20 protein-coding genes are annotated in these 24,016 nt (G+C 58.2%); 11 read left to right on the top strand and 9 right to left on the bottom strand.

Annotation, left to right across the window (positions count from 1 at the left end; all coding sequences use genetic code 11):
• Positions 1-107: 107 nt before the first annotated feature.
• From FY550_RS11525 to FY550_RS11555, 7 genes are read left to right on the top strand one after another with little or no spacing between them, the layout of a single operon-like run.
• Positions 108-1,478 carry a V-type ATP synthase subunit B gene (locus FY550_RS11525; RefSeq protein WP_070979199.1) on the top strand — a complete coding sequence of 457 codons (1,371 nt, stop codon included), beginning with the start codon at positions 108-110 and terminating at the stop codon, positions 1,476-1,478.
• A complete protein-coding gene (locus FY550_RS11530; RefSeq protein ID WP_070979201.1) occupies positions 1,435-2,043 on the top strand; it encodes a V-type ATP synthase subunit D in 609 nt (202 codons plus the stop codon). Before FY550_RS11525 ends, FY550_RS11530 begins: the two co-directional genes overlap by 44 nt.
• The gene (locus FY550_RS11535; RefSeq protein ID WP_070979203.1) at positions 2,040-3,845 is read left to right on the top strand and encodes a V-type ATP synthase subunit I; all 1,806 of its coding nucleotides are present in this window, start codon (positions 2,040-2,042) and stop codon (positions 3,843-3,845) included. The genes FY550_RS11530 and FY550_RS11535 overlap by 4 nt, the downstream gene beginning before the upstream one ends.
• The gene (locus FY550_RS11540; RefSeq protein ID WP_070979205.1) at positions 3,833-4,279 is read left to right on the top strand and encodes an ATP synthase subunit C; all 447 of its coding nucleotides are present in this window, start codon (positions 3,833-3,835) and stop codon (positions 4,277-4,279) included. The genes FY550_RS11535 and FY550_RS11540 overlap by 13 nt, the downstream gene beginning before the upstream one ends.
• A 10-nt stretch (positions 4,280-4,289) precedes the next feature.
• Entirely contained in the window at positions 4,290-4,964 is a 675-nt protein-coding gene (locus FY550_RS11545; RefSeq protein ID WP_070979207.1) for a hypothetical protein, read from the top strand.
• A 17-nt stretch (positions 4,965-4,981) separates the two neighbouring features.
• Positions 4,982-5,668, top strand: a complete 687-nt coding sequence (locus FY550_RS11550) for a DUF2764 family protein (protein ID WP_070979209.1) — start codon at positions 4,982-4,984, stop codon at positions 5,666-5,668.
• Entirely contained in the window at positions 5,665-7,536 is a 1,872-nt protein-coding gene (locus tag FY550_RS11555) for a V-type ATP synthase subunit A (RefSeq protein WP_070979211.1), read from the top strand. Before FY550_RS11550 ends, FY550_RS11555 begins: the two co-directional genes overlap by 4 nt.
• 94 nt (positions 7,537-7,630) lie before the next feature.
• Here the strand turns inward: FY550_RS11555 and FY550_RS11560 are convergent, their stop codons facing one another.
• The 8 genes from FY550_RS11560 to FY550_RS11595 all read right to left on the bottom strand — a co-directional run bounded on the left by FY550_RS11560 (position 7,631) and on the right by FY550_RS11595 (position 15,680).
• The gene (locus FY550_RS11560) at positions 7,631-8,086 is read right to left on the bottom strand and encodes a universal stress protein (protein WP_070979213.1); all 456 of its coding nucleotides are present in this window, start codon (positions 8,084-8,086) and stop codon (positions 7,631-7,633) included.
• A 31-nt stretch (positions 8,087-8,117) separates the two neighbouring features.
• The gene (locus FY550_RS11565) at positions 8,118-8,555 is read right to left on the bottom strand and encodes a universal stress protein (protein WP_070979276.1); all 438 of its coding nucleotides are present in this window, start codon (positions 8,553-8,555) and stop codon (positions 8,118-8,120) included.
• A gap of 37 nt (positions 8,556-8,592) precedes the next feature.
• Positions 8,593-9,063, bottom strand: a complete 471-nt coding sequence (locus tag FY550_RS11570; protein WP_070979216.1) for a universal stress protein — start codon at positions 9,061-9,063, stop codon at positions 8,593-8,595.
• A gap of 164 nt (positions 9,064-9,227) precedes the next feature.
• Complete coding sequence (gene fnr / locus FY550_RS11575; protein WP_070979219.1) at positions 9,228-9,986, bottom strand: fumarate/nitrate reduction transcriptional regulator Fnr; 759 nt, start codon at positions 9,984-9,986, stop codon at positions 9,228-9,230.
• Between the two features lie 628 nt (positions 9,987-10,614).
• The gene (gene ptsP, locus FY550_RS11580; protein ID WP_149054544.1) at positions 10,615-13,113 is read right to left on the bottom strand and encodes a phosphoenolpyruvate--protein phosphotransferase; all 2,499 of its coding nucleotides are present in this window, start codon (positions 13,111-13,113) and stop codon (positions 10,615-10,617) included.
• A complete protein-coding gene (gene dhaL / locus FY550_RS11585) occupies positions 13,110-13,769 on the bottom strand; it encodes a dihydroxyacetone kinase subunit DhaL (RefSeq protein ID WP_084388145.1) in 660 nt (219 codons plus the stop codon). The genes ptsP and dhaL overlap by 4 nt, the downstream gene beginning before the upstream one ends.
• Before the next feature lies 1 nt (position 13,770).
• Positions 13,771-14,838 (bottom strand): dihydroxyacetone kinase subunit DhaK, encoded by a 1,068-nt coding sequence (gene dhaK, locus FY550_RS11590; RefSeq protein ID WP_149054545.1) that lies wholly within the window; start codon positions 14,836-14,838, stop codon positions 13,771-13,773.
• The gene (locus tag FY550_RS11595; protein ID WP_070979221.1) at positions 14,835-15,680 is read right to left on the bottom strand and encodes an MIP/aquaporin family protein; all 846 of its coding nucleotides are present in this window, start codon (positions 15,678-15,680) and stop codon (positions 14,835-14,837) included. Before FY550_RS11595 ends, dhaK begins: the two co-directional genes overlap by 4 nt.
• Before the next feature lie 347 nt (positions 15,681-16,027).
• Between FY550_RS11595 and FY550_RS11600 the strand changes: the two genes are divergently transcribed.
• A complete protein-coding gene (locus FY550_RS11600) occupies positions 16,028-16,729 on the top strand; it encodes a Spy/CpxP family protein refolding chaperone (RefSeq protein ID WP_084388146.1) in 702 nt (233 codons plus the stop codon).
• 100 nt (positions 16,730-16,829) lie between these two features.
• Here the strand turns inward: FY550_RS11600 and FY550_RS11605 are convergent, their stop codons facing one another.
• Positions 16,830-19,550 (bottom strand): cation-translocating P-type ATPase, encoded by a 2,721-nt coding sequence (locus FY550_RS11605; protein ID WP_199287802.1) that lies wholly within the window; start codon positions 19,548-19,550, stop codon positions 16,830-16,832.
• 199 nt (positions 19,551-19,749) lie between these two features.
• Here FY550_RS11605 and FY550_RS11610 point away from each other — a divergent pair, with 199 nt between their 5' ends.
• The 3 genes from FY550_RS11610 to rbbA are packed head-to-tail and all read left to right on the top strand — an operon-like array spanning position 19,750 to position 24,016.
• Positions 19,750-20,217 (top strand): universal stress protein, encoded by a 468-nt coding sequence (locus FY550_RS11610; protein ID WP_070979225.1) that lies wholly within the window; start codon positions 19,750-19,752, stop codon positions 20,215-20,217.
• Positions 20,214-21,290 (top strand): HlyD family secretion protein, encoded by a 1,077-nt coding sequence (locus tag FY550_RS11615; RefSeq protein ID WP_070979232.1) that lies wholly within the window; start codon positions 20,214-20,216, stop codon positions 21,288-21,290. Before FY550_RS11610 ends, FY550_RS11615 begins: the two co-directional genes overlap by 4 nt.
• On the top strand, positions 21,287-24,016 hold the full coding sequence (rbbA, locus tag FY550_RS11620) for a ribosome-associated ATPase/putative transporter RbbA (RefSeq protein WP_070979234.1): 2,730 nt from the start codon (positions 21,287-21,289) through the stop codon (positions 24,014-24,016). The genes FY550_RS11615 and rbbA overlap by 4 nt, the downstream gene beginning before the upstream one ends.

Genomic DNA, 24,016 nt, shown 5'->3' on the forward strand with positions numbered 1-24,016 from the left:
GCTCGGAATCGGGTGTTTTTGACGCAGATCAAATTGCCCGATCAAAACATTTCGATAATCGGAAACAGCCCTTGTGGGCCACCATTTCCTGTCGAGAACACACGTCAATGAGTGCAGCCATATCATTCCGGGGCATCATCTCGATTATCGGGGATATCGTTGAAATCGATGTTCGTGCCGCCAGACGCATGGGACTTGTACCTCGCAATCGGGAACTGGCGCTGCTGGAACAGGAGGGGCAGGTCTTTTCACTGGCACAGGTTGTACGCCTGAGCCGGGACAGTGTCTCGCTTCAGGTCTTTGCCGGCACCAAGGGGCTTTCCAGCCGGGCCAGTGTGCGCTTTACCGGTGAAATGATGCGGGCCATCCATTCGGACAACATCTATGGGCGTGTTTTCAGTGGTGCCGGCGTTCCGATCGATGCCGGACCAAAACTCGATAACGATCCCCGGATCCCCATTGCCGGCCCGACGGTCAATCCCATGGCCCGAGTGCTGGCTTCAAAAATGATTCGTACCGACATCCCCATGATCGATGTCTTCAACTGTCTGGTAGAGAGTCAGAAGATTCCGATCTTTTCGGTCGCCGGCGAGCCCTACAACGCCCTGCTGGCGAGAATCGGCATCCAGGCGGATGCCGATGTCGTGGTCTTCGCCGGACTGGGCCTGATTCACGATGATTTTCATACCTTTCGCCAGGCCTTCGAGGATGCCGGGGTGCTGTCGCGCACGGTCATGTTCGCCAACCTGGCCTCCGACCCGGTCGTGGAACGCACCCTGGTGCCGGATCTGGCACTGGCCGTGGCCGAGCGACTGGCAGTAGAAGAAGGCAAGCGCGTCCTGGTACTGATGTCCGACATGACCGCCTTTGCCGATGCCCTCAAGGAAATCGGCATCTCCATGGAGCATATCCCTTCCAACCGCGGCTACATGGGAGATCTCTACTCGCAGCTTGCCAGACGCTATGAAAAGGCCTGCGACTATCGGGGGGCCGGCTCGGTCACCATCCTCACTGTCACCACCATGCCCGGTAACGATGTCACCCACCCGGTACCGGACAACACCGGCTACATCACCGAAGGGCAGTTCTACCTGCATGACGGCATGCTCGACCCATTCGGTTCACTGTCGCGGCTCAAGCAGCACGTGATCGGCAAGGAAACCCGTGAGGATCATAGCCAGATCATGAACACCATGATCCGTTACTACGCCCAGGGCGTGGAGGCCGAGCAGAAACAGGCCATGGCCTTCGAGCTTTCTGCGTTCGATCACCGGTTATTGCGTTTTGCAACAGCCTTTCGTGAGCGCTTCATGCACCTTGATGTCCGCCAACCGCTCGAAGAAGCACTGGATGCCTGCTGGGCACTGTTGGCCGAGTGCTTCGAGCGTGACGAAGTCGTCATCAAACAGTCCCTGAAGGATACCTGGTGGCCCCATGCAGAAACCGGCGCTCAACAAAAGCTCGCTCAGTCATCTTGAGCGTCAGCGCAGCATGTATCAGCGCTATCTCCCGGCGCTGGAAATGAAACAGCGGCTGCTGCTGACTCAACGCAAGCAGACCGGCCAACGCCTGGCGACCCTGCGCCAGCGTATCAATGAACAGCAGGCAACCATTGGTCGGGACCTGCCGATGATGGCTGATGAAGACATAGCGCTGACCGGACTGGTTGAAGTGGAGGACGTTGAAATCGTTCAGGAGAATCTTGTGGGCGTCAGCCTGCCTGCACTCGGTAATGTTCGGATCAGCCGCCACTCCTGCCCGCTGCTGGTTCAACCGCACTGGGTGGATCAGGCACAGGATCAGCTGGCAGCGGCCATGCAACTCGAGGTGGAAAGGCGGGTACTGGAACGCCGCCTGACCCTGCTGGATGACGCCGTCCGCCTGATCACCCAGCGCATCAACCTGTTCTCCCGGGTCATGATTCCCGAGCTCGAACGACACATGAAACGTATTGATCTGCACCTGTCGGATCAGGAGCGTGCCGCCGTGGTCCGCGCCAAGCTGGCCAAACAGAAGCTGGCGCGAACGGAGGCAAGACCATGAGTATCGTGCCCATGCGTCGGGTGACGCTGATCGGGTTGGCCCGGCACCGTCAGGCCATCCTGCAACGACTGCAGTCGCTCGGAGTGGCGCATATCGAAGAGAACGATGACACCGAGCGGGAAGAACGTCGCGAGTACGTCGAACTGATGTCAGCGCTGGAGTATCTGCTTGCCGGCCCCCATCGCCGTCGTCATCAAATGCCTGTCTCGCCGCCCGAACCCGGCGCCGTCATCGAAGAGGTGCTCGCCAACCGGCGTCAACGCGAGGATCTGCTGGATCATCTGACCCTGCTGCGTCGTCATCGCCAGGCCCTGGCGCCATGGGGGGATTTTCGCTTTACACCACTTGACGCCATGGGTGCTTATCGACTCTGGTTCTATCTTGTGCCGCTCGGTCAGCAGGCAGCCATCGATCACATCCGGTTGCCATGGCACATCATCAATCGTGATCACCGCCACTGCTATCTGGTGGTGATTGCCCGTGAAGAACCAGGCGTCGATCAGGTGCCCTTCGAACGCTCCCATACGGGTAGCGAGTCGCTCTCGGAGATACGCCGCCAGGAAGCAGCAGCACAGGCCGAGCTGGAAGAACTCGATACACAGCGCTTTCTGCTGACCCGCTGGATACGGTTTTTGGCCAGCCGAGTAGCGCATACTGTCAACAATGCCGAACTCGGTCGGGCAGAGCGCGCCAGTCATGTCACCGATACACTGTTCATCCTTGATGGCTGGGTGCCTGCCCGCCGCCTCACCACCCTGCAGACCCTCTGCGATGAGCGCGATGTGGCGCTGGTTGATCGAGCCCCGATCAGGGGAGAAGAACCACCGGTGCTGCTCGACAATCCGGAGTGGCTGGCCGGCGGCGAAGAAGCCGTCAGCTTCTTTCAGCTTCCCGGCTATCGCAGCTGGGACCCTTCGATCATGGTGTTCTGCTCGTTCTCGCTGTTTTTCGCGATCATTCTCGCTGATGCCGGCTATGCCCTGATCTGCAGCGCCCTGGTGCTGTTATGGCGACGCCGCTGGAAACGCACCCGAACCGGTCGCCGTCTGGGCATCATGGCACTGGCCATGAGCGGCGCCTCCCTGATCTACGGCAGTCTGGTCGGCAATTATTTCGGCATCACACCACCCGCCGATTCACTGCTCGGTCATCTGCACCTGCTCGACATGGATGATTTCAGCGCCATGATGGCGCTATCGATCGCCATCGGGGTCGTACACTTGATGCTGGCCAATCTGCTGGCGGCCCTGGCAGCCCGACCGCGCTGGCTGGCGCTCGGGCATCTCGGCTGGGTACTGCTGCTGGGCAGCAGCTTCATGCTCTGGTGGCAAACCGGGCACGATCCCGCGGTCTCACTGACCACCTCTGCGTGGTTCTATCTCCTGCCCTGCAGCGCCGTCCTGATCCTGCTGTTTTCCAGTGCCGAACCCGTCGACAGTTGGCCGCATCGCCTGAAACACCTGTTCGGCGGGCTGACCTCGCTGGGAGAACTGGCTCAGGCGTTCGGTAACGCACTGAGCTACATGCGGTTGTTTGCACTCGGTCTATCGAGTGCCTCGCTGGCCATCACCTTCAATCAGCTGGCGGTTGAAGTACGCGATGGCATGCCCGGCGGCGGCACCCTGCTGTTTATCGTCATCCTGCTGCTCGGCCATGTACTCAACCTCGCCCTGGCGCTCATGGGCGGGGTCATCCATGGCCTGCGTCTCAATCTCATCGAATTCCTGCGCTGGGGCATCAGCGGCGAGGGACGCCCATTCCGGGCATTTGCCAACAAGGAGGAATCCACGTGGATCAGGTAATCCTGGTACTCGGCTGGCTGGGGATCTATGCCCCGGTGGCGCTGGGGACCATCGGCAGCTCCATCGGCTGTACCCTGGCCGGCCAGGCGGCGGCAGGCGCACTGCTTGATGTCGAAAGCGGTTACGGCAAATACATCGGCATGGCCGCCATGCCGTCTACCCAGGCCATTCTGGGCATTGTCATCATGTTCTCGCTCAATCGTGAGGTCACGGTGACCAACGGCGCCGCCCTGGCTGCCATTGGTCTGCTCTCGGGCGTGGCCATGCTGGTCAATGGCATCTATCAGGGCCGCTGTCTGGTCAGTGCCATCGAAGCGTCAAAAAACAAGACCGAAATATTCGGCATGTCGCTGGCACCAGCCGCCATTGTCGAAGGGTTTGCCGTCTTCGCCTTTGTCTTTGCACTGGTTCTGAGCAGCTCGCTACCCGGTTGAGGAGAACTTCATGACCACATCGTCCCCATCGGACAGTCATGGCATACAGGAGCTGATCGACACGCTGCGCTCGGAAGGCGTCGAGGCAGGACGTCAGGAGGCCACGGAACTGGTCGCGCAGGCGCACCAGCGAGCCGAATGGCTGATTCATCAGGCCAACGAAGAAGCCGAGCGTATTCGCGCTCAGGCCGAAGAAGAGGCCCGGACGCTGCGCGAGGCCGGCACCCAGGCACTCAGGCTGGCCTATCGTGACCTCTGCCTGACAGCTCGGGATACGTTCAGCCATCAGTTTGCCAACGAGCTGGAGGCCCTGATTCGGGAGTCGCTGGATGAACCGGAAATTCTGGCCGGCATGATCACCGAAGTCGCCCGCCGTACGCCCCTGCCCGAGGGGGTCAAGGGTGAAGCCCTGCTGCCCGAGCACGTGGTCGGCCTCGATGAACTGCGTGATAACCCCCAGGCCCTGCATGAGGGCGCCCTGCCCGGGGTGCTGGCTCAGGTCGCCGGCAGGATGCTGGAGCGCGGTATCGTACTGAAGAGCGACCATGACGTTGAAGCCGGAGTACGTTTTCGTCTTGATGAAGGTCACATTCAGGTCGACCTGACCGACCGGGCGATTGCCGATATGCTGCTGCGCCATCTTCAGCCCCGTTTTCGCGCCCTGCTCGAAGGCGTGGTGGCTTAGGCCGGGAGAGTGCCATCATGACCTTCAGCGCCTATCGCTACATCACGCTACTGAGTTCGTTGCCGCATCTGTCGCCGCCCTGGGCTCATGAGCGGCCACCCATCTCGCGCATTCAGCTTGAGCAGCGACTCGCCATGCTCACGTCATCGGATCTTCAACTGGTCCGACGTATCGAAGCCTTCATGCTGCCTCATCGGCTAACCCCGGCCATCGATGATGCCGAACGGCTGCGGCAGGCCCATGCCCTGCTGGATCACACCGGCTCTGCACGACTGCATCAATGGCTGGAATGGTGGCTGATCATGACCGTGCTGACGGCCGCCCTGCGACAACGTCATCATGGCGCGGACCATCCCGGCCTGCTGGCAGCAGCGCCAGTGGTCGGCCGTCAGTTGAAGCACGCCTGGTCACAGCCCACCTTCGGGCTGGAGAAGCGCTACCCCTGGCTTGAAACGTTCGCAACGCATATCGACCAGAATGACGCCGCCGCACTGGAACAGGCACAACTCACCCTGGGCTGGACCCATTTCAGTCGAGCACGCGCCACCCGGCCCTATGGGCTCGAGGATGTGCTGCTGTATCTGCTGCGCTGGTGGCTGATCGAACGCAGCTGCCAGCGTCATGAAGCACGTGCTCGGCAGCGGTTTCTGGCCCTGCTCGATACCCTCCCCGATTCGGACAGCTTCCTGAAGGCTCATTCATGACTCATCCTGTCGCTATGCCACCTGCCACCAATCAATCGGAAGCCACCGCCCATGTCACGGCCATCAATGATGATGTCGTCACCATCATGCTGGATGATCCGAATCAGGGAGCATTGATCAAGAATGAGGTGGTTCATATCTGCCCGCCACCCGATCCCGGCATGAACCGTACCGCGCTGAAAGCCGAGGTACTGCGCGTTCGGGGTAACGAAGCCGATGTTCAGGTCTATGAGGACACCGCCGGTATCGGGATCGGTGATCCGGTCATTCAGAGTGGCGAACAGCTGGTCGTAGAGCTGGGGCCGGGATTACTGGGCCAGGTGTTCGATGGCTTGCAGAATCCACTACCACAGCTGGAAGTCCTCAATGGACGTTTTCTACAGCGTGGTGTCGAAATCCAGGCCCTCGATCACAAGCGCTCCTGGTCCTTCGAAGCACTGATGCGCAGCGGCGACCAGGCCCGTGCCGGCGACGTGCTCGGCGTCGTACAGGAAGGACGCTTTCGCCATCGTATTTTCGTACCCTTTGCCATGGCGGGAACATGTCGTGTGGAGTGGATTCAGGCAGGCACCTTTCCAGTGGATACCGTAGTCGCGCGCCTGCGTGACGAGCACGGCCATGAACACTCGGTCACCATGGTACAGCACTGGCCCGTTCGACAACCGCTGACCAGCGCCCAGACACGCGAGCGTCGCAGCGAGCGGCTCTACCCGGATACACCACTGACCACGACGCTGCGTCTGATCGACACCTTCTTTCCCATTGCCAAGGGCGGGACCGCCTGTATTCCCGGGCCGTTCGGCGCCGGCAAGACCGTATTGCAGAACCTCATCTCCCGCTACTCGGATGTCGATATCGTGATCATCGTGGCCTGCGGCGAACGGGCCGGCGAGGTGGTGGAGACCATTACCGAGTTTCCCCAGCTCAAGGACCCACGCAGCGGCGGCTCACTGATGGATCGCACCATCATTGTCTGCAACACCTCCTCGATGCCAGTGGCAGCCAGGGAGGCATCGATCCATACCGGTATCACCATGGGCGAGTACTACCGTCAGATGGGATATGACGTGCTGCTCATTGCCGACTCCACCTCACGCTGGGCACAGGCCATGCGTGAAACGTCCGGCCGACTTGAGGAAATTCCGGGCGAAGAGGCTTTTCCCGCCTACCTGGAATCGTCGATTCGTACGCTCTATGAGCGCGCCGGCAGCCTGCGCAGCCCCCAGGGCGACAGCGGTAGTCTGACCCTGATCGGTACCGTCTCACCGGCAGGGGGCAATTTCGAGGAGCCAGTCACCCAGGGCACGCTCAATACCGTCAAGACCTTTCTGGGATTGAGTTACGACCGTGCCTATAAGCGTTTCTATCCGGCCGTTGACCCACTGATCTCATGGTCGCGCTATACCGATCAGCTCGCGCCCTGGTTCAGCCAGCACATGGGTAGAGAGTGGCGCGACCGGGTCGAACGACTCCGGCAGTTACTGCGTCAGGGCGATGACATCCAGCGCATGATGCAGGTCACCGGTGAGGAAGGCGTCAGCAACGATGATTACCTCACTCAACAGAAGGCACAACTGGTCGACATGGTCTATCTCCAGCAGGACGCCTTTGATCCGGTCGATGTTTCCACCCCGCTGAAACGACAGAAAGCCATGGTCGAACTGCTGACGCGAGTCGTCGAGACCCCTTTCGCCCTCTCCGACAAGACTGCCGTTCGCGATACCTTTACCCGGCTGACCGATCTGTTTCGCAATCTGAACTACGCAGCCGATGGCAGCGAAACATATCAGCACTATCTGCAACGCATCGAGGCCGTGATGGCAACCCCTTCCTCCGATCAGACACCTGAAGTATCAGACACTGACTGATGAGCCAACGGGAATCGATAGCCGTGGTGGAATCCCGGGCAGCGTCAGACTGCTTCAGTCCGCGCTCCCGGGAATAAATGCCGATCTTTCATATTCAAATCGAATGACTTCGATGTGAGCTGTGAGCCTGTCGGGCCCCATGAACCGTCAATACCGAGCAGGGTGCGCGATGACTCACCCTGTGTGAGACACCCCCCATCTGTTGACCATGGCCGGCCAGGTTGCTTAAACCGCGACTGCCCATGACGATGGCATCCACACCTGTCTTCCCGGCCTCACGGACGATGTGTTCAACAGGATCTCCCCGGGAGATTTCGATACTGATATTGTCATCCCTGACCCCTGCCTGAGTGGCCAGGCGATCCATCTGCTGACGCATATGATCGATATCATGCCTCTCTGTCGATGGTGCATGCTTACCCCCTTTTGTTTCATCAACAATCAGGGCCATCAAATGGGAGGAGTCATCGCGCAACAGATGACAAGCCAGTTCAAATGCGCAAAAGGCGCCTTCCGAACCGTCCATGGGAACCAGAATTGATCGATACATGTCAGCCGCTCTCCAGGGTGAGTTGATATCATCAATGCACCACAATTACTGGACAGGGTGCTGCATGGCTGACCCGTTGGCAGATGCTCCCTATCAGCAGCCCCTGAACATTACTCATGCCTCTTCTCCCCATGAAGATGGCATCTACATGCAATTTCTCTGCCTGCTCCAGTATCACATCAGCCGGATCGCCACTTGTGGCCAGCAAGGTATAATCATCCTTCTCCAGCGCAGCACTGGAAGCTGATCTTTCCACCATTTGTCGTCCATACTGAACAACTTCCTCAGGCGTATACCCCAATGTGGTCGCTCCCACCCTATCCCTGTGGTCATTCCATATATCGGGTTTGACCGGCACATGCAGCAGAAACAGTGACGCGTCAGTTCTGCGTTTCAGATGGGCAGCAATCTTCAATGCCTTTTGGGCACATTCGGAGCCATCCAGCGGTACAAGAATGGACTGATACATGACATGTTTTCCCATGCTCTATAACCGCACTTCGCGGTCAGGCAACCGCCTGCGATGCCGCTGCAGGCACATCATGGACACAGATCACCGTACAGGGCGCCGTATATCCCACCCGGTGTGAGACACTACCCACCATCAGGCCCTTGATATCACTGAGCCCCCGGCTCCCCATGACAATGGCGTCCACCCCATTTTTCCCGGCTTCGGCGACAATGACATAGGCTGGCGTACCCACCAGCACCTGAGTATCCACCTGGCACTGGTGTGAAGGCATGCTTTTTATCATTCGATCCATGATGGCCTGCCCTTCCTGTTTCTGCTGCTGTTCCGGGAAGGTATCCAGCGGACTTCTCACGCCCATGGTTTCGAGCCCGTACATGATGGGCGGGGGCTCGATAACATGCAGAAGATGCAATACCCCGTCAGGCAAAATCAGCTGACAGGCGACCTTGAGGGCATGACGGGCATGTTCCGAACCATCAACAGGGACCAGCAGTGACCTGAACATAAGCACCTCCCCGATTAGCAGCCGGGAACAGACCGGCATGACAGTTACTGCAGATTAAAACTCTGCATGAAGCGTAATTTGACCCATATCAAATACCGTATGAATCCGGCTGGCTGTCATCAGCCTCGAGCACTTCAGCTCCCGACACAACGCCCTTTCATGACTTATCGAAGAGCGCCCATCCCCCCTGCATGAGAGGGATACTTTTCAGAGAGGCGATAGAGTTCATCAGTCCTGAGAATCTGTAATTCCCGGCCATGGAGACTGATGACGCCCTGTTGTTGCAGCCGACCCAGTACACGGCTGACAGTTTCCAGCGCCAGGCCAAGATGACTTCCGATATCGGTACGTGACATGGGCAGGCGAAAGTGCTCGAAAGCAAATCCGGAACGCCTGAAGCGCCGGCCCAGATCCAGGAAGAAACTGGCAATTCTTTCCTCTGCACTCTTGCAGGTCAGCAATCGGATCAGGTGACGATCCTCGTTCATGCCACGACTGATACTTCGATAGAGCTGCTGGCGCAGACTCGGTATCCGTTCGGCCAGCGTATCCAGCTGCTGAAAAGGGATTTCACATACGGAGGAACGTCCCAGAGCCACCACGAACCCCGGATAATGGCCTTCATCAATGCTTTCCAGGCCAATCAGCTCGCCCGGGAGATAGAAGTGACTGATCTGCTCCTCCCCCTCCTCATCCAGCACGATCTGCTTGAAGCTCCCTGAGCGAACGGCAAATACATTCGTGAAGGATTCTCCCTGACGACACAGGTTTTCTCCCCGGACAAGTGGGGCACGCCGCCGAGTAATGATGGCATCGAATTCCTTCATTTCATTTATGCACAACGCCAGGGGCAAACAAAGAGAGCTGAGGCTGCAGGTTTGACAGGATCCCCAACACTGACTCTCGAGCATGGAAATGCTCATGAGGCTGCTCCTCCCGAGTCATTGAAAGCTGAACACTCAAACAGTATTAACCATAAATTGTATAAGCAAAACTTATAGGAGAACTCTAGCCGTACCCGTCGCCCTTTGGCAATCACACTACTGTGCCTGTTAAGGATAAAAGGCTAGAATTTTCAGAAACTTATAAAATGAAAAAATTTCATGGACAAAATCATCCATGGAATTAACTGATCTTGCGCATCTACAGTTACCACATGTCATGCAGGTGACAGGATGATTAAATAATATTATTTTTTGAAAAATTGTTTATTTTTATATGCTGATATTAGCAGAAAAGAAAAATCCGCCCTGAAACATCTGTTGATTCATCACCATGGGCACATGCGTCTTCACACGAGCCTGTCGAGCTCGGCCCTGGCTGAAGATAGAGCTGGAACAATGGAGTTTACTGATGCAAAAGCGTCCACCAGTATGGCATCCAAGCCTGGCAGCAAATTCGGAACACCTTGAGCTCACATGGGCTTCAGGCGTTACAGCACTATATTGATATCCCAGTCATGCTGCCGGGCTCAGTCGATACGCAGCATGACATCGCTGATGGGTCATCCTTCCATGCAGGAGGGGCAAATCTCATTCAAACCCGGCGATACTACGATGCGCTCGTGTCCTGTTCGAGCTGTGCCAGAAAGCTCATGACTCTCTCATGGACTGCCTTGCTGGAGTCCAGCCTGATAACGGCTGTTGCCAGCAGGCGGCAGGTCGAATGGCTCAAACGTCGGGTCACAAGCTTGAACTCTGCTATATCACGGGCCGGCATGCTGAACTCATCAAGCCCTAACCCCACCAGAATGGGTATGGCCTGGGGGTTGCCGGCCATCGCGCCACACATGCCAACCCGGATATTGGCTTCATGCGCCGCCTCGATCGTTCTGGCAATCATGCGCAGTACTGCCGGATGAAATGGATCGGAGAGTTTCTGAAGTTTTGGATTGGCCCGGTCGGCCGCCATGACATACTGGGTCAGGTCGTTGGTACCGATACTGAAAAAATCGACTTCCGAGGCCAAACGGGGCGCCAGTTCAACTGCTGCCGGCACCTCGATCATGATACCGATCTGCAACTGTTCATCGAACGGTTTCCCTGCCCGACGCAGCCGCTCCATCACCTTGTTCACCCGCTCTCTGGCGGCTCTGGTCTCGCTCAGTGTACTGACCATCGGAAACATGATCCGAACCGGACCATCGGCGCTGGCACGCAGAATGGCCGCCAACTGGGTCTCGAACAGCGCGGGTTCATCCAGACTGTAACGCAGGCCACGCCAACCCAGGTTGGGATTCATCTCTTTTGGGCGCTTCATGTAGGGCACCGGCTTGTCACCACCGATATCTGCAGTGCGAATGGTCAGGGGTCGACCTTCGAGACCGCGCACAATGCGCCGGTAGATCTCGTACTGCTCTTCTTCATCCGGTGCCGTATCACGGCCCATGTACAGAAATTCCGTGCGCAACAGGCCGATTTCTTCTGCCCCACTATGAGCGATCATGGGCAGTTCATCGGCAGAGGTCATGTTGGCGGCAACCTGTACCCGATGACCATCCCGGGTCTCGGCGGTCAGTAGCCTTGCCGCCTCGGCCTCATTTCGTCTGGCCTGCCAGTCCAGGCGGGCCTGTTCCATGGCAGCTACCGCTTCACTATCCGGCGCCTGGAGCAGTCGAGCCGCCCCGCCATCCAGCATCACCTGCTGGCCCTCGGGCACTGCATTCAGTGCCTCCCCGAGTGAAAATATCACCGGGATCGACAGACCACTGGCAAGGATGCCGGCATGAGAGGTTTTACCCCCGTAAGCCGTACAAATGCCCAATGCCGGAGAATCAGCCAGCGCCGCAACATCCGATGGATGCAATTCCTGAAAGGCCAGAACAGCCGGTTCTGTCGGGTATCGGGGAGCGGTTCGTGTATCGGTTAAAAAACGCAGCACACGCTGGCCGACATCGATGACATCAATAGCCCTTGCCTGCAACAACCTGTCTTCCAGCGCAGCATAACGATCTGCCAGCGCTGACAGGGTCTGCTGCCAGATGGCTGCCGCACAAATGCTCTCACGTCGAATGCGCTCTCGAACCTCGGTGATGATCTCCTGATCATGCAGATAGGTAATATGGGCCATGAAGATCTGCCGCTCAGCGTCACCAGGCGAGATATCCGGGTTCTGTAATAGTGTATTGAGTTCGGCTTCGGCATCGATCAGTGCCCTGTCAAGGCGTTCAATTTCGACTGCCGGATCCTCGACCCTGACCGGCTCGATCTTCAAAAGCGCCTGTTGCACATGATGCAGCGGTCCCAGTGCAAAGCCGGGGGCAATGGCGACACCCACCAGTGCGCCCGCCCTGGTCTGCGGCAGAATCGCCATCTCTTCGGCACTGCCAGAAGACGATGCCGACTCAACAGCGGCGTCTTCGGGATCACCGAAGTTGTCATCGATGAGTCGCTGCATCGCCGTAAAAACTGCTTCAGCCTTGTCCGCGGGTGCCGTCACCCGAACGCTGTCGCCACCACTGACATCGGACAGCATGATGCCGTTGATGCTTTTGGCACTGACCGGCTGCTTGCCTCGGGAAAGATTTTCCAGCCGAATATCGCCCTCAAATGCCCCCATGGTTCGAACCAGCAAGGCAGCAGGACGCGCATGCAGCCCCAGTCGATTACGAATGGTGAACTCCCGCTCAACACCACCGCCTGTTGCTTCCGGCGTCTCAGCGAGCATGGCCCCAGCCTGTCGCGCCTCACGCATGACGGTTATCGAATCACTACCGGCGGCAATCTGCACGGCTGCAGCAAGCACCCCTTCGACCAGAGGGGCTTCACAGAAATGTACTTTGGCCTGCTCATCCGCCTCCAACAGTTCGATCGCCATCTCGGCACTCAACCTGGCCGAGCCGATATCGGCAAAGACCAGTGCGCCCTCATCCGACAACACCTCACGAATTGCCTCCAGCACACGCATACCATCGGTGCCCAGCGGATGCTCGGGGTCGTCCACACCGCCAGCTGCAGCAATCGGCACCTGCACCTGACTCATGGCCTCGGCGAGCTCCTTGAGCCCTTCGGCCAGACGACGACTGTGTGACACGATCACGATACCGATCATCGGCTTATCCCCTCGACCGCATCGCCGAGTGCTCGAACGATCAGATAGCTGGAGGTCGCGCCGGGGTCCTGATGGCCTACACTACGCTCGCCCAGGTAACTGGCGCGGCCCCGTTGCGCCAGCATCGGAATGGTGCCCTTCATGCCCGCTTCTGCAGCGTCAGTAGCCGCCTTGAGCGCAGCCGCCAGATCACCTCCTTCAGCAAGCGTACTGCGCAGGGCATCGGCGGCAGGCACCAGCGCATCGAGCATGGTTTTCATGCCTGTGTCGGAACGACCGCGCTTTCTTATCCCGGTCACACCATTTTCAAAAAGCTGTACGACATCCTCGGGCGTCAGCTCGGTCTTGCCAGCCAGCGGTTTGCCCGCCTCCAGAAAGAAGGTGCCATAAAGTGGTCCGGCAGCCCCCCCCACCCTGGAGATCAGCGTCATGGCCACACCCTTTAAAAGGGCACCGATATCCTCGGTCTCCGGCAGTGTTGCCAGCACGGCCCTGAAGCCCCGCTCCATGTTGTTGCCATGATCAGCATCACCGATCGGTGAGTCGAGTTCACTGAGACAGGCGCGATTTTCAGCAAGCACGCTGGCCATTTCCTCGATCCAGCGACGAATCATGGCCGCCGTCACGACCTGCAAGGGAGTATTGGCATTGGCCATTTCATGCCCCCCAGCGCAGCGCCGGCGTATTCACCGGAGCATCATAAAAATGCAGGATTTCCTCATCGGCCTTCACCAGGGTGATGGAAACCCCGGCCATTTCCAGCGAAGTAATGTAATGGCCGATCAGACGGCGTACGATTTTCACACCATGCTGCTCCGCCTGCTCTGCCAGCGCGGCATAGACCGTATAGAGCTCGGAGATTGGCGTACCGCCCATGCTGTTGACGATAGCAATCACCTCATCTCCCTGCTGGAAGGTAATATCCTGTATCTCGACATCGACCCAATCCTCCTTTTCAGAGTCCCACTCGGACAGGGTGCGGGTGTAGGCACCGTCTTCCAGAATGCGCCTGGCGAGCATTGAAGTGACTTCAGTGGCGCTCTTGATCGGCATTCGCTCAATACCGGGCTCACCATGGATGCCAATGCCGATTTCCATCTCGTCTTCACCCAGTTCGAAACTCGGCGTACCGTTTTGCGGCGTCATACAGGATGTCAGCGCCATGCCCATGCTCTTGCCATGGATATTGACCTTTCTACACAGCGCGGCGAGCCGATCAAGATCGTAACCTTCCCGCGAGGCCGCACCACACACCTTCTCGGCAATCACGGTCGTCCCAAGGCCACGTCGTCCAGCGGTATAAAGAGAATCCTGCAGCGCCACGTCATCATCGATGATGATATTGCGCACCTCGATCCCCTCTGCACGTAGCAGATCGGCAGCCATCTGGAAGTTCAGTACATCACCGGTATAGTTCTTGACGATCTGCAGGATACCTTTGCCGCCATTGACGGCCTTGCCTGCTTCATACATCTGATCCGGTGTTGGCGAGGTAAACACCTGACCGGGGCAGGCCGCGTCCAGCATGCCCATCCCGACATAGCCACCATGCAGCGGCTCATGTCCGGAACCCCCTCCGGAGATGACGGCTACACGGCCCTCTACTCCTCCGGCCAGGCAGATGAAATTGGGATCGAAATGCACCTCGACCGTGTCATGGGCGAGGCCAAATCCCTTGAGCTGCTCCAGCGTGACGTCATCGGCATTATCAATCAGCTTTTTCACGGCTTTTTCTCCCATTCCGGTGCTTCGGTGTCATAAATTTTGAAAACCTGGCGATAGAAGCCGCGATAAAACGCTCCTGCGATCATTCCGCCAGCACAGGAAGCGATGGTCGGTATCCACCAGCCGCCTCTTGGGCCGGGAAAGGCCATGTCGCCCCAGCCGAAGATATAGGCCACGACACGCGGCCCCAGATCACGCGCCGGATTCATGGCCGTCATGGAAATGGGCGCCTCGTAAGCCACCAGTGCTGCCACCAGTAGACCAATGAAAAACGGAGCAAGGTTGGCGGTGGGTGCCGAGGTGTTGTGCTGATCGGTCAGATAAAGCACCCCGAACACAAGAATGGCTGTCGTGAAGGCTTCGGACATGAACCATTTGAGCAGCGAGACCTGCTGAAAGGCCTCTGCAGTCGTCCCTGAAAAGGCCGGGTTGGGGGCGTAGGTCGCCAGCCCCATGGCGCTCAACTGACTGCCGGCTTCACCGCGTATGAGATTCGCACCCTGTTCGAAATGCGCCACAATGCCGGCATAGAAAAGATAGATCGCTACTGCCGCAAGTACTGCCCCGAGAAACTGGCCCAGGATATACGGTCCGACCTTTGACCAGGGAAAGCCGGTAAAAACGGCCATGGTCAGTGTGACCGCCGGATTGATATGCCCTCCGGAAATCTTGCCGGAAGCATAGACACCAAGCGTTACGCCCAGCGCAAACATCAGCGAGACCGGCCACAGTGTCAGCCCACCCGTCCAGACGGATACCGCGACCGACCCAACGCCAAACAGTACAAGAATGAAGGTCCCTATCCCCTCTGCGATCGCCTCGAGAAGTATGCTTCGCTGCATGGCGACTTCCCCCTCCGGATGACCGATCCTGTCATCAGACACTGATGGCAGTAACCGCAATTGCGCTCCTCTCCCTGGCAGAATGACGAACGCCCCTGAGGCCAAGATTATCCGGGTGGAAAACAATAAATTTGATCAGCGTCAAAATGAGGCCGGGTTCAACGAAAGCCGAACATTCAGGTCTCTTTCGTTCACTCGAACCGCCACTGAAAATGCCATGGATGCGACTCAGGGCGCCTCTTATGGCCACTTACACAGCCCTGATCAGCTGCCTCCATGAAAAAAGCTCCTGTCTGACGACAGGAGCTCAGTGCTTCCATGCAAATTTTAATATTCCCTGATCCCTGATGAACTTCCTGCTCTTTCGACATCCTTTCCTTGCCCCGAAAAGAGTAAAGGAGGGAGCAAGGTTTTTTTTGATCTCCGTCAAGTCAACTGACTTTTATCCGCGGCATGCTATTAAACGTTTCTTGTCAGGGGATCGATATTCACTCCCTGATTACTCAGCAGGAGAAAAACGGATGAACAAGCGATATCTGCCCGGACTGTTTGCCTGCACATGGCTGGTGCTGGCCAGCCCTCTGGCATCGGCTCATGGCGAACATGGCACCGGTATGATGAGCCATTCAGGCCCCGGAATGAGTTACGGCGCCGGGCAAGGCATGATGAATGATTACGGTTGCAATACCTCCATGATGAATGACTACGGCCCGGGCATGATGATGGGCAGCTATGGTCATGGCCCAGGAATGATGTGGTATGAGTACCCGGATGCCAACGGTAATCTGAACGCTCAGCAACGCAATCATTTGCGTGACATCCAGCAACAGCTGATCAAACAACAGACGCCTTTGATGCAGCAGATGATGGCGCATCAGGCACAATTGCACTCGCTCTATCTGAATGACAACATCGATCCTGAAGCCATCAGCGAACAATACAAGCAGATCTTTTCCCTGCGCCAGCAGATGATTCGTAATAATCTGCAAGCACGCCAGCAGTCCCAGACAATATTTCAGCAGGTGCCTCAACAAACTGGACAGCCATAATTCCGGCTATTGTTAATTGCAAAAAAACCTGCAAAGAAATCTTCAGGATTTCTGTTCTCCTTCCTTCAGGCTTATCCGACGCCTGATCGCTTTGGTACATTCATTTACTGGCATGGTGGCCAATACTGCCATGCCAGTGTTTTTTCATTCTGCGTCGTAGTTGTCTTTCAGTCTCCACAGCCAGCAGCAGTAATACGCCCACCACAGGGATTAATAAACCCTCGAAAAACGGAATGGCTCGGGTGTCGAATATGGCCTGCAATGGTGGCACCCAGATCATGGCGCATTGCGCCATCACGACAATGGCGATTGCACTCCAGACGGCCCGGGTCCCACGCAGTGTGGCAATACTGAACGCTGGAGCGTGAATGCTGCGAATGAAGAACAGATGGGCAATTTCCATCATGATCAGAGTGTTCATTGCCATGGTGCGTGCCAGTGCGATGTCATGCCCCTGCCCGATCGCCCAGGCATAGACACCGAAAACACCTGCCAGAAAAAGTAGCGTCACCAGTACGATATGCCACAGCCAGAACCATCCCAATAGCGGTGCGTGGGGCGAGCGTGGCGGCCGCTGCATGGCACTCCTTTCGCCAGGCTCGAACGCCAGCGCCACGCCGAGAGTGACGGCGGTAATCAGATTGACCCATAAAATCTGTACCGGCGTCACCGGCAGGACCATGCCCAGCAGCAGTGCTGCCATGATGGTAGCCGCCTCACCAGCACTGGTCGGCAGGGTCCAGCCGATCACTCGGGTAATGTTGTCGTTTACGGTACGGCCTTCGCGTACCGCAGCCACTATGGAGGCAAAATTGTCATCGGCCAGCACGATGTCGGCTGCTTCCCTTGCCGCTTCACTGCCCTTGCGTCCCATGGCGATGCCGACATCGGCGCGCTTGAGCGCTGGCGCATCATTGACCCCGTCACCGGTCATGGCGACGGTCAGACCATGCGCCTGCAGGGCTGTAACCAGTCTCAGCTTGTGCTCAGGGCTGGTGCGAGCAAAGATATCCGTTTCCATTACGGCGCGGCCGAGCTCACCATCATTCATGGTATCCAGCTCGGCACCCGTGATGACACGTTGGGTCCGTGCCAGCCCAAGCATGCGACCGATGGCTGCTGCGGTAGTGGCATGATCACCGGTAATCATGCGTACACCGATGCCAGCTCGCTGACACTCGGCAATGGCCGCTACAGCTTCCGGGCGCGGCGGATCCATCAGAGCCACCAGTCCGAGCAATACGATCCCGCCTTCCACGTCAGCGCGCGCAAGCACCGTCTGGGAGGCTGGCACCATCCGACTTGCCAGCGCCAGAACCCGCTGTCCACGAGCAGCCAGTGCTTCAATCCGGGCCTGCCACCAATTGTCATCCAGGTACGCCTCCCCACCATCGGCGGTACGTACCCGACGACACATCGCCAGCACTCTCTCCGGCGCCCCCTTGATGAATAACCGGGCATGGCCCTCGTGATCGTGATGCAGCGTCGCCATATAGCGATGCTCGGCCTCGAACGGCAGCACATCGGTGCGTATCCACTGCTGTTGTGCCTTCGCGCGGGTAACGCCAAGACGCGCAGCCAGGGCCAGCAGTGCGCCCTCCATGGGATCGCCTTCAACCCGCCAGCTACCTTCGCTATTTTGCAGCGCCGCGTCATTGCAGAGCGCTGCCACCTGAGCCAGTTCCTGCAATCCCGGACGGGTCTGCGGATCAAGGCGCAGCTCTGCGCTACGAATCTCGCCGTCAGGTGCATACCCTTCTCCCGAGATGACCAGACACTCATCCACGGTCACCAGTTCTGAAGCCACCATTTCGTTGCGTGTCAGGGTGCCGGTCTTGTCAGTACAGATAACGGAAACACTGCTTAGTGTCTCGATAGCCGGCAAATGGCGCACCACAGCGTTGCGTCGCGCCATCGCCCGCGCCCCCAACGCCAGCGTAATCGTCATGACCGCTGGCAGACCCTCGGGGATAGCCGCAACCGATAGCCCTACCACAGCAATAAACAAATCACTGAACGGGTAGTGCCAGATAAAGTGACCCAGCGCCAGCACCACCAATGCCAGAGACAGGATGACGACCGTCAACCGTCGAGCGAATACATTCATCTGTCTGACCAGGGGCGTAGTCAGAGTAGTGACATTGCCGAGCAGGTGACTGATCCGCCCCATCTCGGTATCGGTACCTGTCGCGACCACAACACCCACTCCCTGACCGCTGACCACCAGGGTGCCACCGAATGCCATACAGCTTCGCTCGGCCACTGCGACGGCAGGGAAAACCGGATCGGTATGCTTCTCCACCGTCAGCGACTCGCCAGTCAGCATGGCCTCCTGTATACCCAGACCATGGCTTCGAAGCACCCGCAGATCGGCAGGCACCCTGTCCCCTGCTGAAAGCAGCACGATATCCCCCGGGACCAGGTCTTCCACCCTGACGCTGCATCGCCCCCCGTCACGCAGCACATTGGCATACGGGGCCAGCAGGTCGCTGATGGCAGCCAGCGCGCGCTCTGCTCGATACTCCTGGACCAGTCCGATGGCTGCATTGATGAAGACCACCCCGAGGATAACCGCCGTATCCACGACGTGACCCAGTAAAGCCGTCACCAAAGCCGAACCCAGCAGCACATGGATCAATACGTTGTGAAACTGCAGCAGAAAACGCCGCAACAGACTGCGTTTGGGGGGCTCCGGCAATCGATTGGCACCGTAATCACGCAGGCGTGCAGCTACCTGGACACTGCTCAGTCCGGTCATCACCGAATCCAGTTCGCTGAGTACCGCATCCCTGGTCAGCGCATGCCACTGCCTGGATTCCATGACGGTGTTCCTCGCGTAGAACTGCATCTCACGCCCGAATGGCGGCATGATCGTGGCGAGTAGAGTCGCTGGTTATCAGACTTGCACGGACCATTCGAGACTTTCTTGATGCAGATCAATATGCCCATCGACATGGCAGGTAACCTCGCAATACAAGGGGATCGCCCGAAGGCTCGTTAACGAATGCGAGGTAGACGCCATGTTCAGGTCACTGCTGGTTCCCATTGATGGCTCGGATTACGCCCAGACCGCGCTGCAGATCGCCTGTCAGCTGGCAACGCCGAATCAGGGCACAATCCATCTGCTGACCGTGCAGGAGCCTTTCGAACCCATGCAATACGGCGGCGATTATCGGGTCCATCAAATGGTGCGGGAAGCAGTCATCGACAAGGCCGAAAAGGAAGGGCGAGCCATTCTCGATCGCGCCATCGAGCTGATGCCGAGCAGCCATTACAAGGGGGATGTACAGACACTGCTGCGGCTGGGATCGCCGGCGGACATCATCGTCGAGGAAGCCAAACGACTCAACGTCGATGCCATTGTCATGGGAAGTCGAGGGCTTACCGATTTACGTGGTTTCATCGTAGGCAGTGTTTCGCACAAGGTCAGCCATGTTGCCGAGTGCATGGTCATCAGCGTCCATGAACAGCATGGCGGGAGGGCATGAGACACTTTTCCGCCCGACCGCTACTGCGCTGGTTTGGACTCGCCACCATTCTCATTCTGTCAGGCGGCGTTCTCTGGTGGTGGCTCCAGCCTGCCGAGCCTGATGACGTCTTCGCTCGTGGTAACGGTCGCGTGGAAGCCACGGAGATCGACGTTGCGACTCGACTGGGCGGTCGAGTCGAGGCGATAGCGGTAGCCGAAGGTGCGCTTGTCGAACCGGGGCAGTTGCTGGCACGCATGGATACCCGTCCTCTCGAAGCCCAGCTCGACCAGGCACGGGCACAAAAGCGCCAGGCCGAGAACGCTCTGGAGACCGCGCGTTCCCTGCTCGCCCAACGCAAAAGCGAAAAAACCACGGCACAGGCTGTAGTGGAACAGCGCCGGGCGGAACTGGTGGCTGCCCACAAACGCTATCAGCGAACCCGGGAACTGGTAGCGCGTAACGCCCTGTCACGGCAGCAGCTCGATGATGACCAGGCCAGCTGGCAGAGTGCGCAGGCCGCACTGACTGCAGCCCGGACCGAAGTACTCTCCGCCGAAGCTGCGATACGAGCGGCCGACTCACAGGTCATCGAGGCCGGCTCATCCATAGAAGCCGCTCAGGCAGCCGTACGTCAGCTGCAGGTGGATCTCGACGACTGTCAGCTGCACGCCGATCGGGTAGCCCGTGTGCAGTACCGCATTGCCGAACCCGGGGAGGTACTGGCACCGGGCGGGCGAGTGCTTAATCTGGTTGACCTTACCGATGTCTACATGACCTTCTTTCTACCCGCCACTCAGGCTGGTCGGGTAGCCCTCGGCGAAGAGGTCCGTCTCGTACTCGATGCTGCCCCACAGTATGTGATCCCTGCCCGGGTCAGCTATGTCGCCAGCGTCGCCCAGTTTACTCCCCGCACAGTGGAAACACGTGATGAACGCGAGAAGCTGATGTTTCGGGTCAAGGCCCGGATCGATCCGCAACTACTGCGTGAGCACATTGAACAGGTCAAGACCGGCCTCCCCGGCATGGCCTGGCTCAAACTCGATGACAGCGTCGAATGGCCGCCGGAATTACGGATCAATGTCTCATCATGAATCGAGAAGCTGCCGCACCGGTTGTCCGGCTTGCCGATATCCGCCTGCGTTACGGTAAAACGATTGCACTGGATGCCCTGAGCCTGACACTGCCAGCCGGTCAGTTGATCGGTCTGATCGGGCCGGATGGTGTGGGCAAGTCCAGCCTGCTGGCCCTGATTTCAGGTGCTCGCAGATTACAGGATGGGACGCTCGAGGTGCTCGGTGGTGACATGGCCAGTGCCGATTACCGGCGCTCGGTCTGTCAGCGCATCGCCTACATGCCCCAGGGCCTGGGCCGCAATCTCTACGCCACATTAAGCGTACGCGAGAACCTCGATTTCTTCGCCAGACTCTTTGGCCATTCCGCCACCGAACGCCGTGAACGCATTGATGCGCTGGTACACGGAACAGGACTGGCCAGTTTTATCGACCGGCCGGCCGGCAAACTTTCCGGAGGCATGAAGCAGAAACTTGGCCTGTGCTGCGCTCTGATTCATGACCCTGATCTGCTGATCCTTGATGAGCCAACGACCGGCGTCGATCCACTGTCAAGGGCCGGCTTCTGGACACTGATCGAACATATTCGTCGCGCTCGCACGGACATGAGCGTACTGGTGGCCACCGCCTACATGGATGAAGCTGCGAGATTCGATCGACTGCTGGCAATGAATGAAGGGCAAATACTGGCCAATGGCACCCCTGCGGAACTGTTGACCCACACCGGCGCCACCACCCTGGAAGAAGCCTTCATTGCCCTGCTGCCCGAGCAGTACCGTCGTCAGCATCATCCCGTGGATATTGCACCGAGAACAGGTCATGGCGAGATGGCCATCGAGGCCGAAGGGTTGACCCGTCACTTCGGCGATTTCACTGCCGTCGATCATGTCAGTTTCCATATCGAACGGGGTGAAATTTTTGGCTTCATCGGCTCCAACGGCTGTGGCAAGACCACCACCATGAAGATGCTGACCGGTCTGCTGCCCGCCAGTGCGGGCAAGGCCCGACTATTCGGCAAAACCGTGGATGCCGGGGATATCCATACCCGGCAACGGGTTGGCTACATGTCCCAGGGGTTTTCGCTCTACAGCGAGCTGACGGTCTACCAGAACCTGGTGTTGCATGCCCGACTATTTCGACTGCCCGCCGACCAGCAAGCCGCCCGCATCAGTGAGATGCTGGAGCGCTTCGGGCTCAGGCAGGTCGCCAATCGGTTACCGGAACAATTACCACTGGGTGTGCGTCAGCGTCTTTCACTGGCAGTCGCCGTGATTCATCGTCCGGAACTGCTGATCCTGGATGAGCCGACTTCCGGTGTTGACCCGATTGCTCGCGACGCTTTCTGGGGCCTGCTTGGCGAGCTGTCGCGACAGGATGGCGTCACCATTTTCATTTCCACGCATTTCATGAACGAAGCCCTGCGTTGCGACCGTATTGCACTGATGCATGCCGGTCGGGTGCTGGCCAGCGATACGCCCGGAAAGCTGATGGAAGAGCGCGGGCTGGATGACCTGGAAGCCACGTTCATCGCCTGGCTGCAGGAGGCCGACCCCCAGGGAAAGCAGGCCGTTTCCGCACTGCCGCTATCCGATGCCATGAGTCGCCCCGCCAAACGGCAACGGGGCTTCAGCCTACAGCGTCTGTGGGGCTACTCCCTGCGCGAGACACTGGAACTACGACGGGATCCGATTCGTGCCAGCCTCGCATTACTGGGAACCATCGTGCTGATGCTGGTCATCGGCTATGGCATCAGTTTCGATGTCGAGGGGGTGAACTACGCCGTGCTTGATCGCGACCAGACGACCACCAGCCAACGCTATGTGCTCAACCTGGCGGGGTCGCGATATTTCAACGAGCAGCCACCGTTGAGAGATCCTGCCGATATCAACGCTCGCCTGCGCAACGGGTCAATCAGTGTGGCCGTGGAGATTCCGCCGAATTTCGGGCGCGATCTCAAGCGTGGTCATCAACCTGAGGTGGCCTTCTGGATCGATGGTTCCATGCCGAGTCGCGCCGATACCATCCGCGGTTATGTTCAGGGCATTCATGAGTCCTACCTGGAGCAGTTGGCCAGAGAGGCCCCCGAAGTCGCTGGCAGGCCCCCCATTGATATCGCCCTGCGCTATCGCTACAACCCGGACGTAAAGAGTCTCCCGGCAATGGTGCCGGCCGTGATCCCACTGCTTTTGATGCTGATTCCGGCGATGCTGACAGCGCTCGGCGTGGTTCGTGAGAAGGAACTGGGATCGATCACCAACCTGCATGTCACACCCGTTACCCGCACCGAATTTCTGCTAGGCAAACAGTTACCCTATATCGCCATGGGCATGATGAATTTCCTTACCATGCTGCTCATGGCCCAACTGATTTTCGATGTACCGGTCAAGGGCAGTCTGGTGGCACTGTGTACGGGGGCACTGCTTTATGTCACCTGCGCCACAGCTTTGGGCCTGCTGCTGTCCACCCTGATTCGCAGCCAACTGGCCGCTGTCTTTGGCACCGCCATTGCCACCGTGATTCCAGCCGTTCAGTTTTCCGGCATCATCGATCCCGTTTCAGCCCTACAGGGGGTAGCTGCGGGCATCAGCAAGGTCTATCCCACCACGCATTTCATGACCATCAGCCGCGGAGTCTTTGCCAAGGCCCTGGGATTTACCGAGCTGAGTCACGCCTTTGTACTGTTGGTACTGACCATACCGGTATTGCTGACGCTCAGCATACTGGGACTTCGCAAGCAGGAGAGATGA

This window comes from Kushneria phosphatilytica (assembly GCF_008247605.1).
GTDB lineage: Bacteria > Pseudomonadota > Gammaproteobacteria > Pseudomonadales > Halomonadaceae > Kushneria > Kushneria phosphatilytica.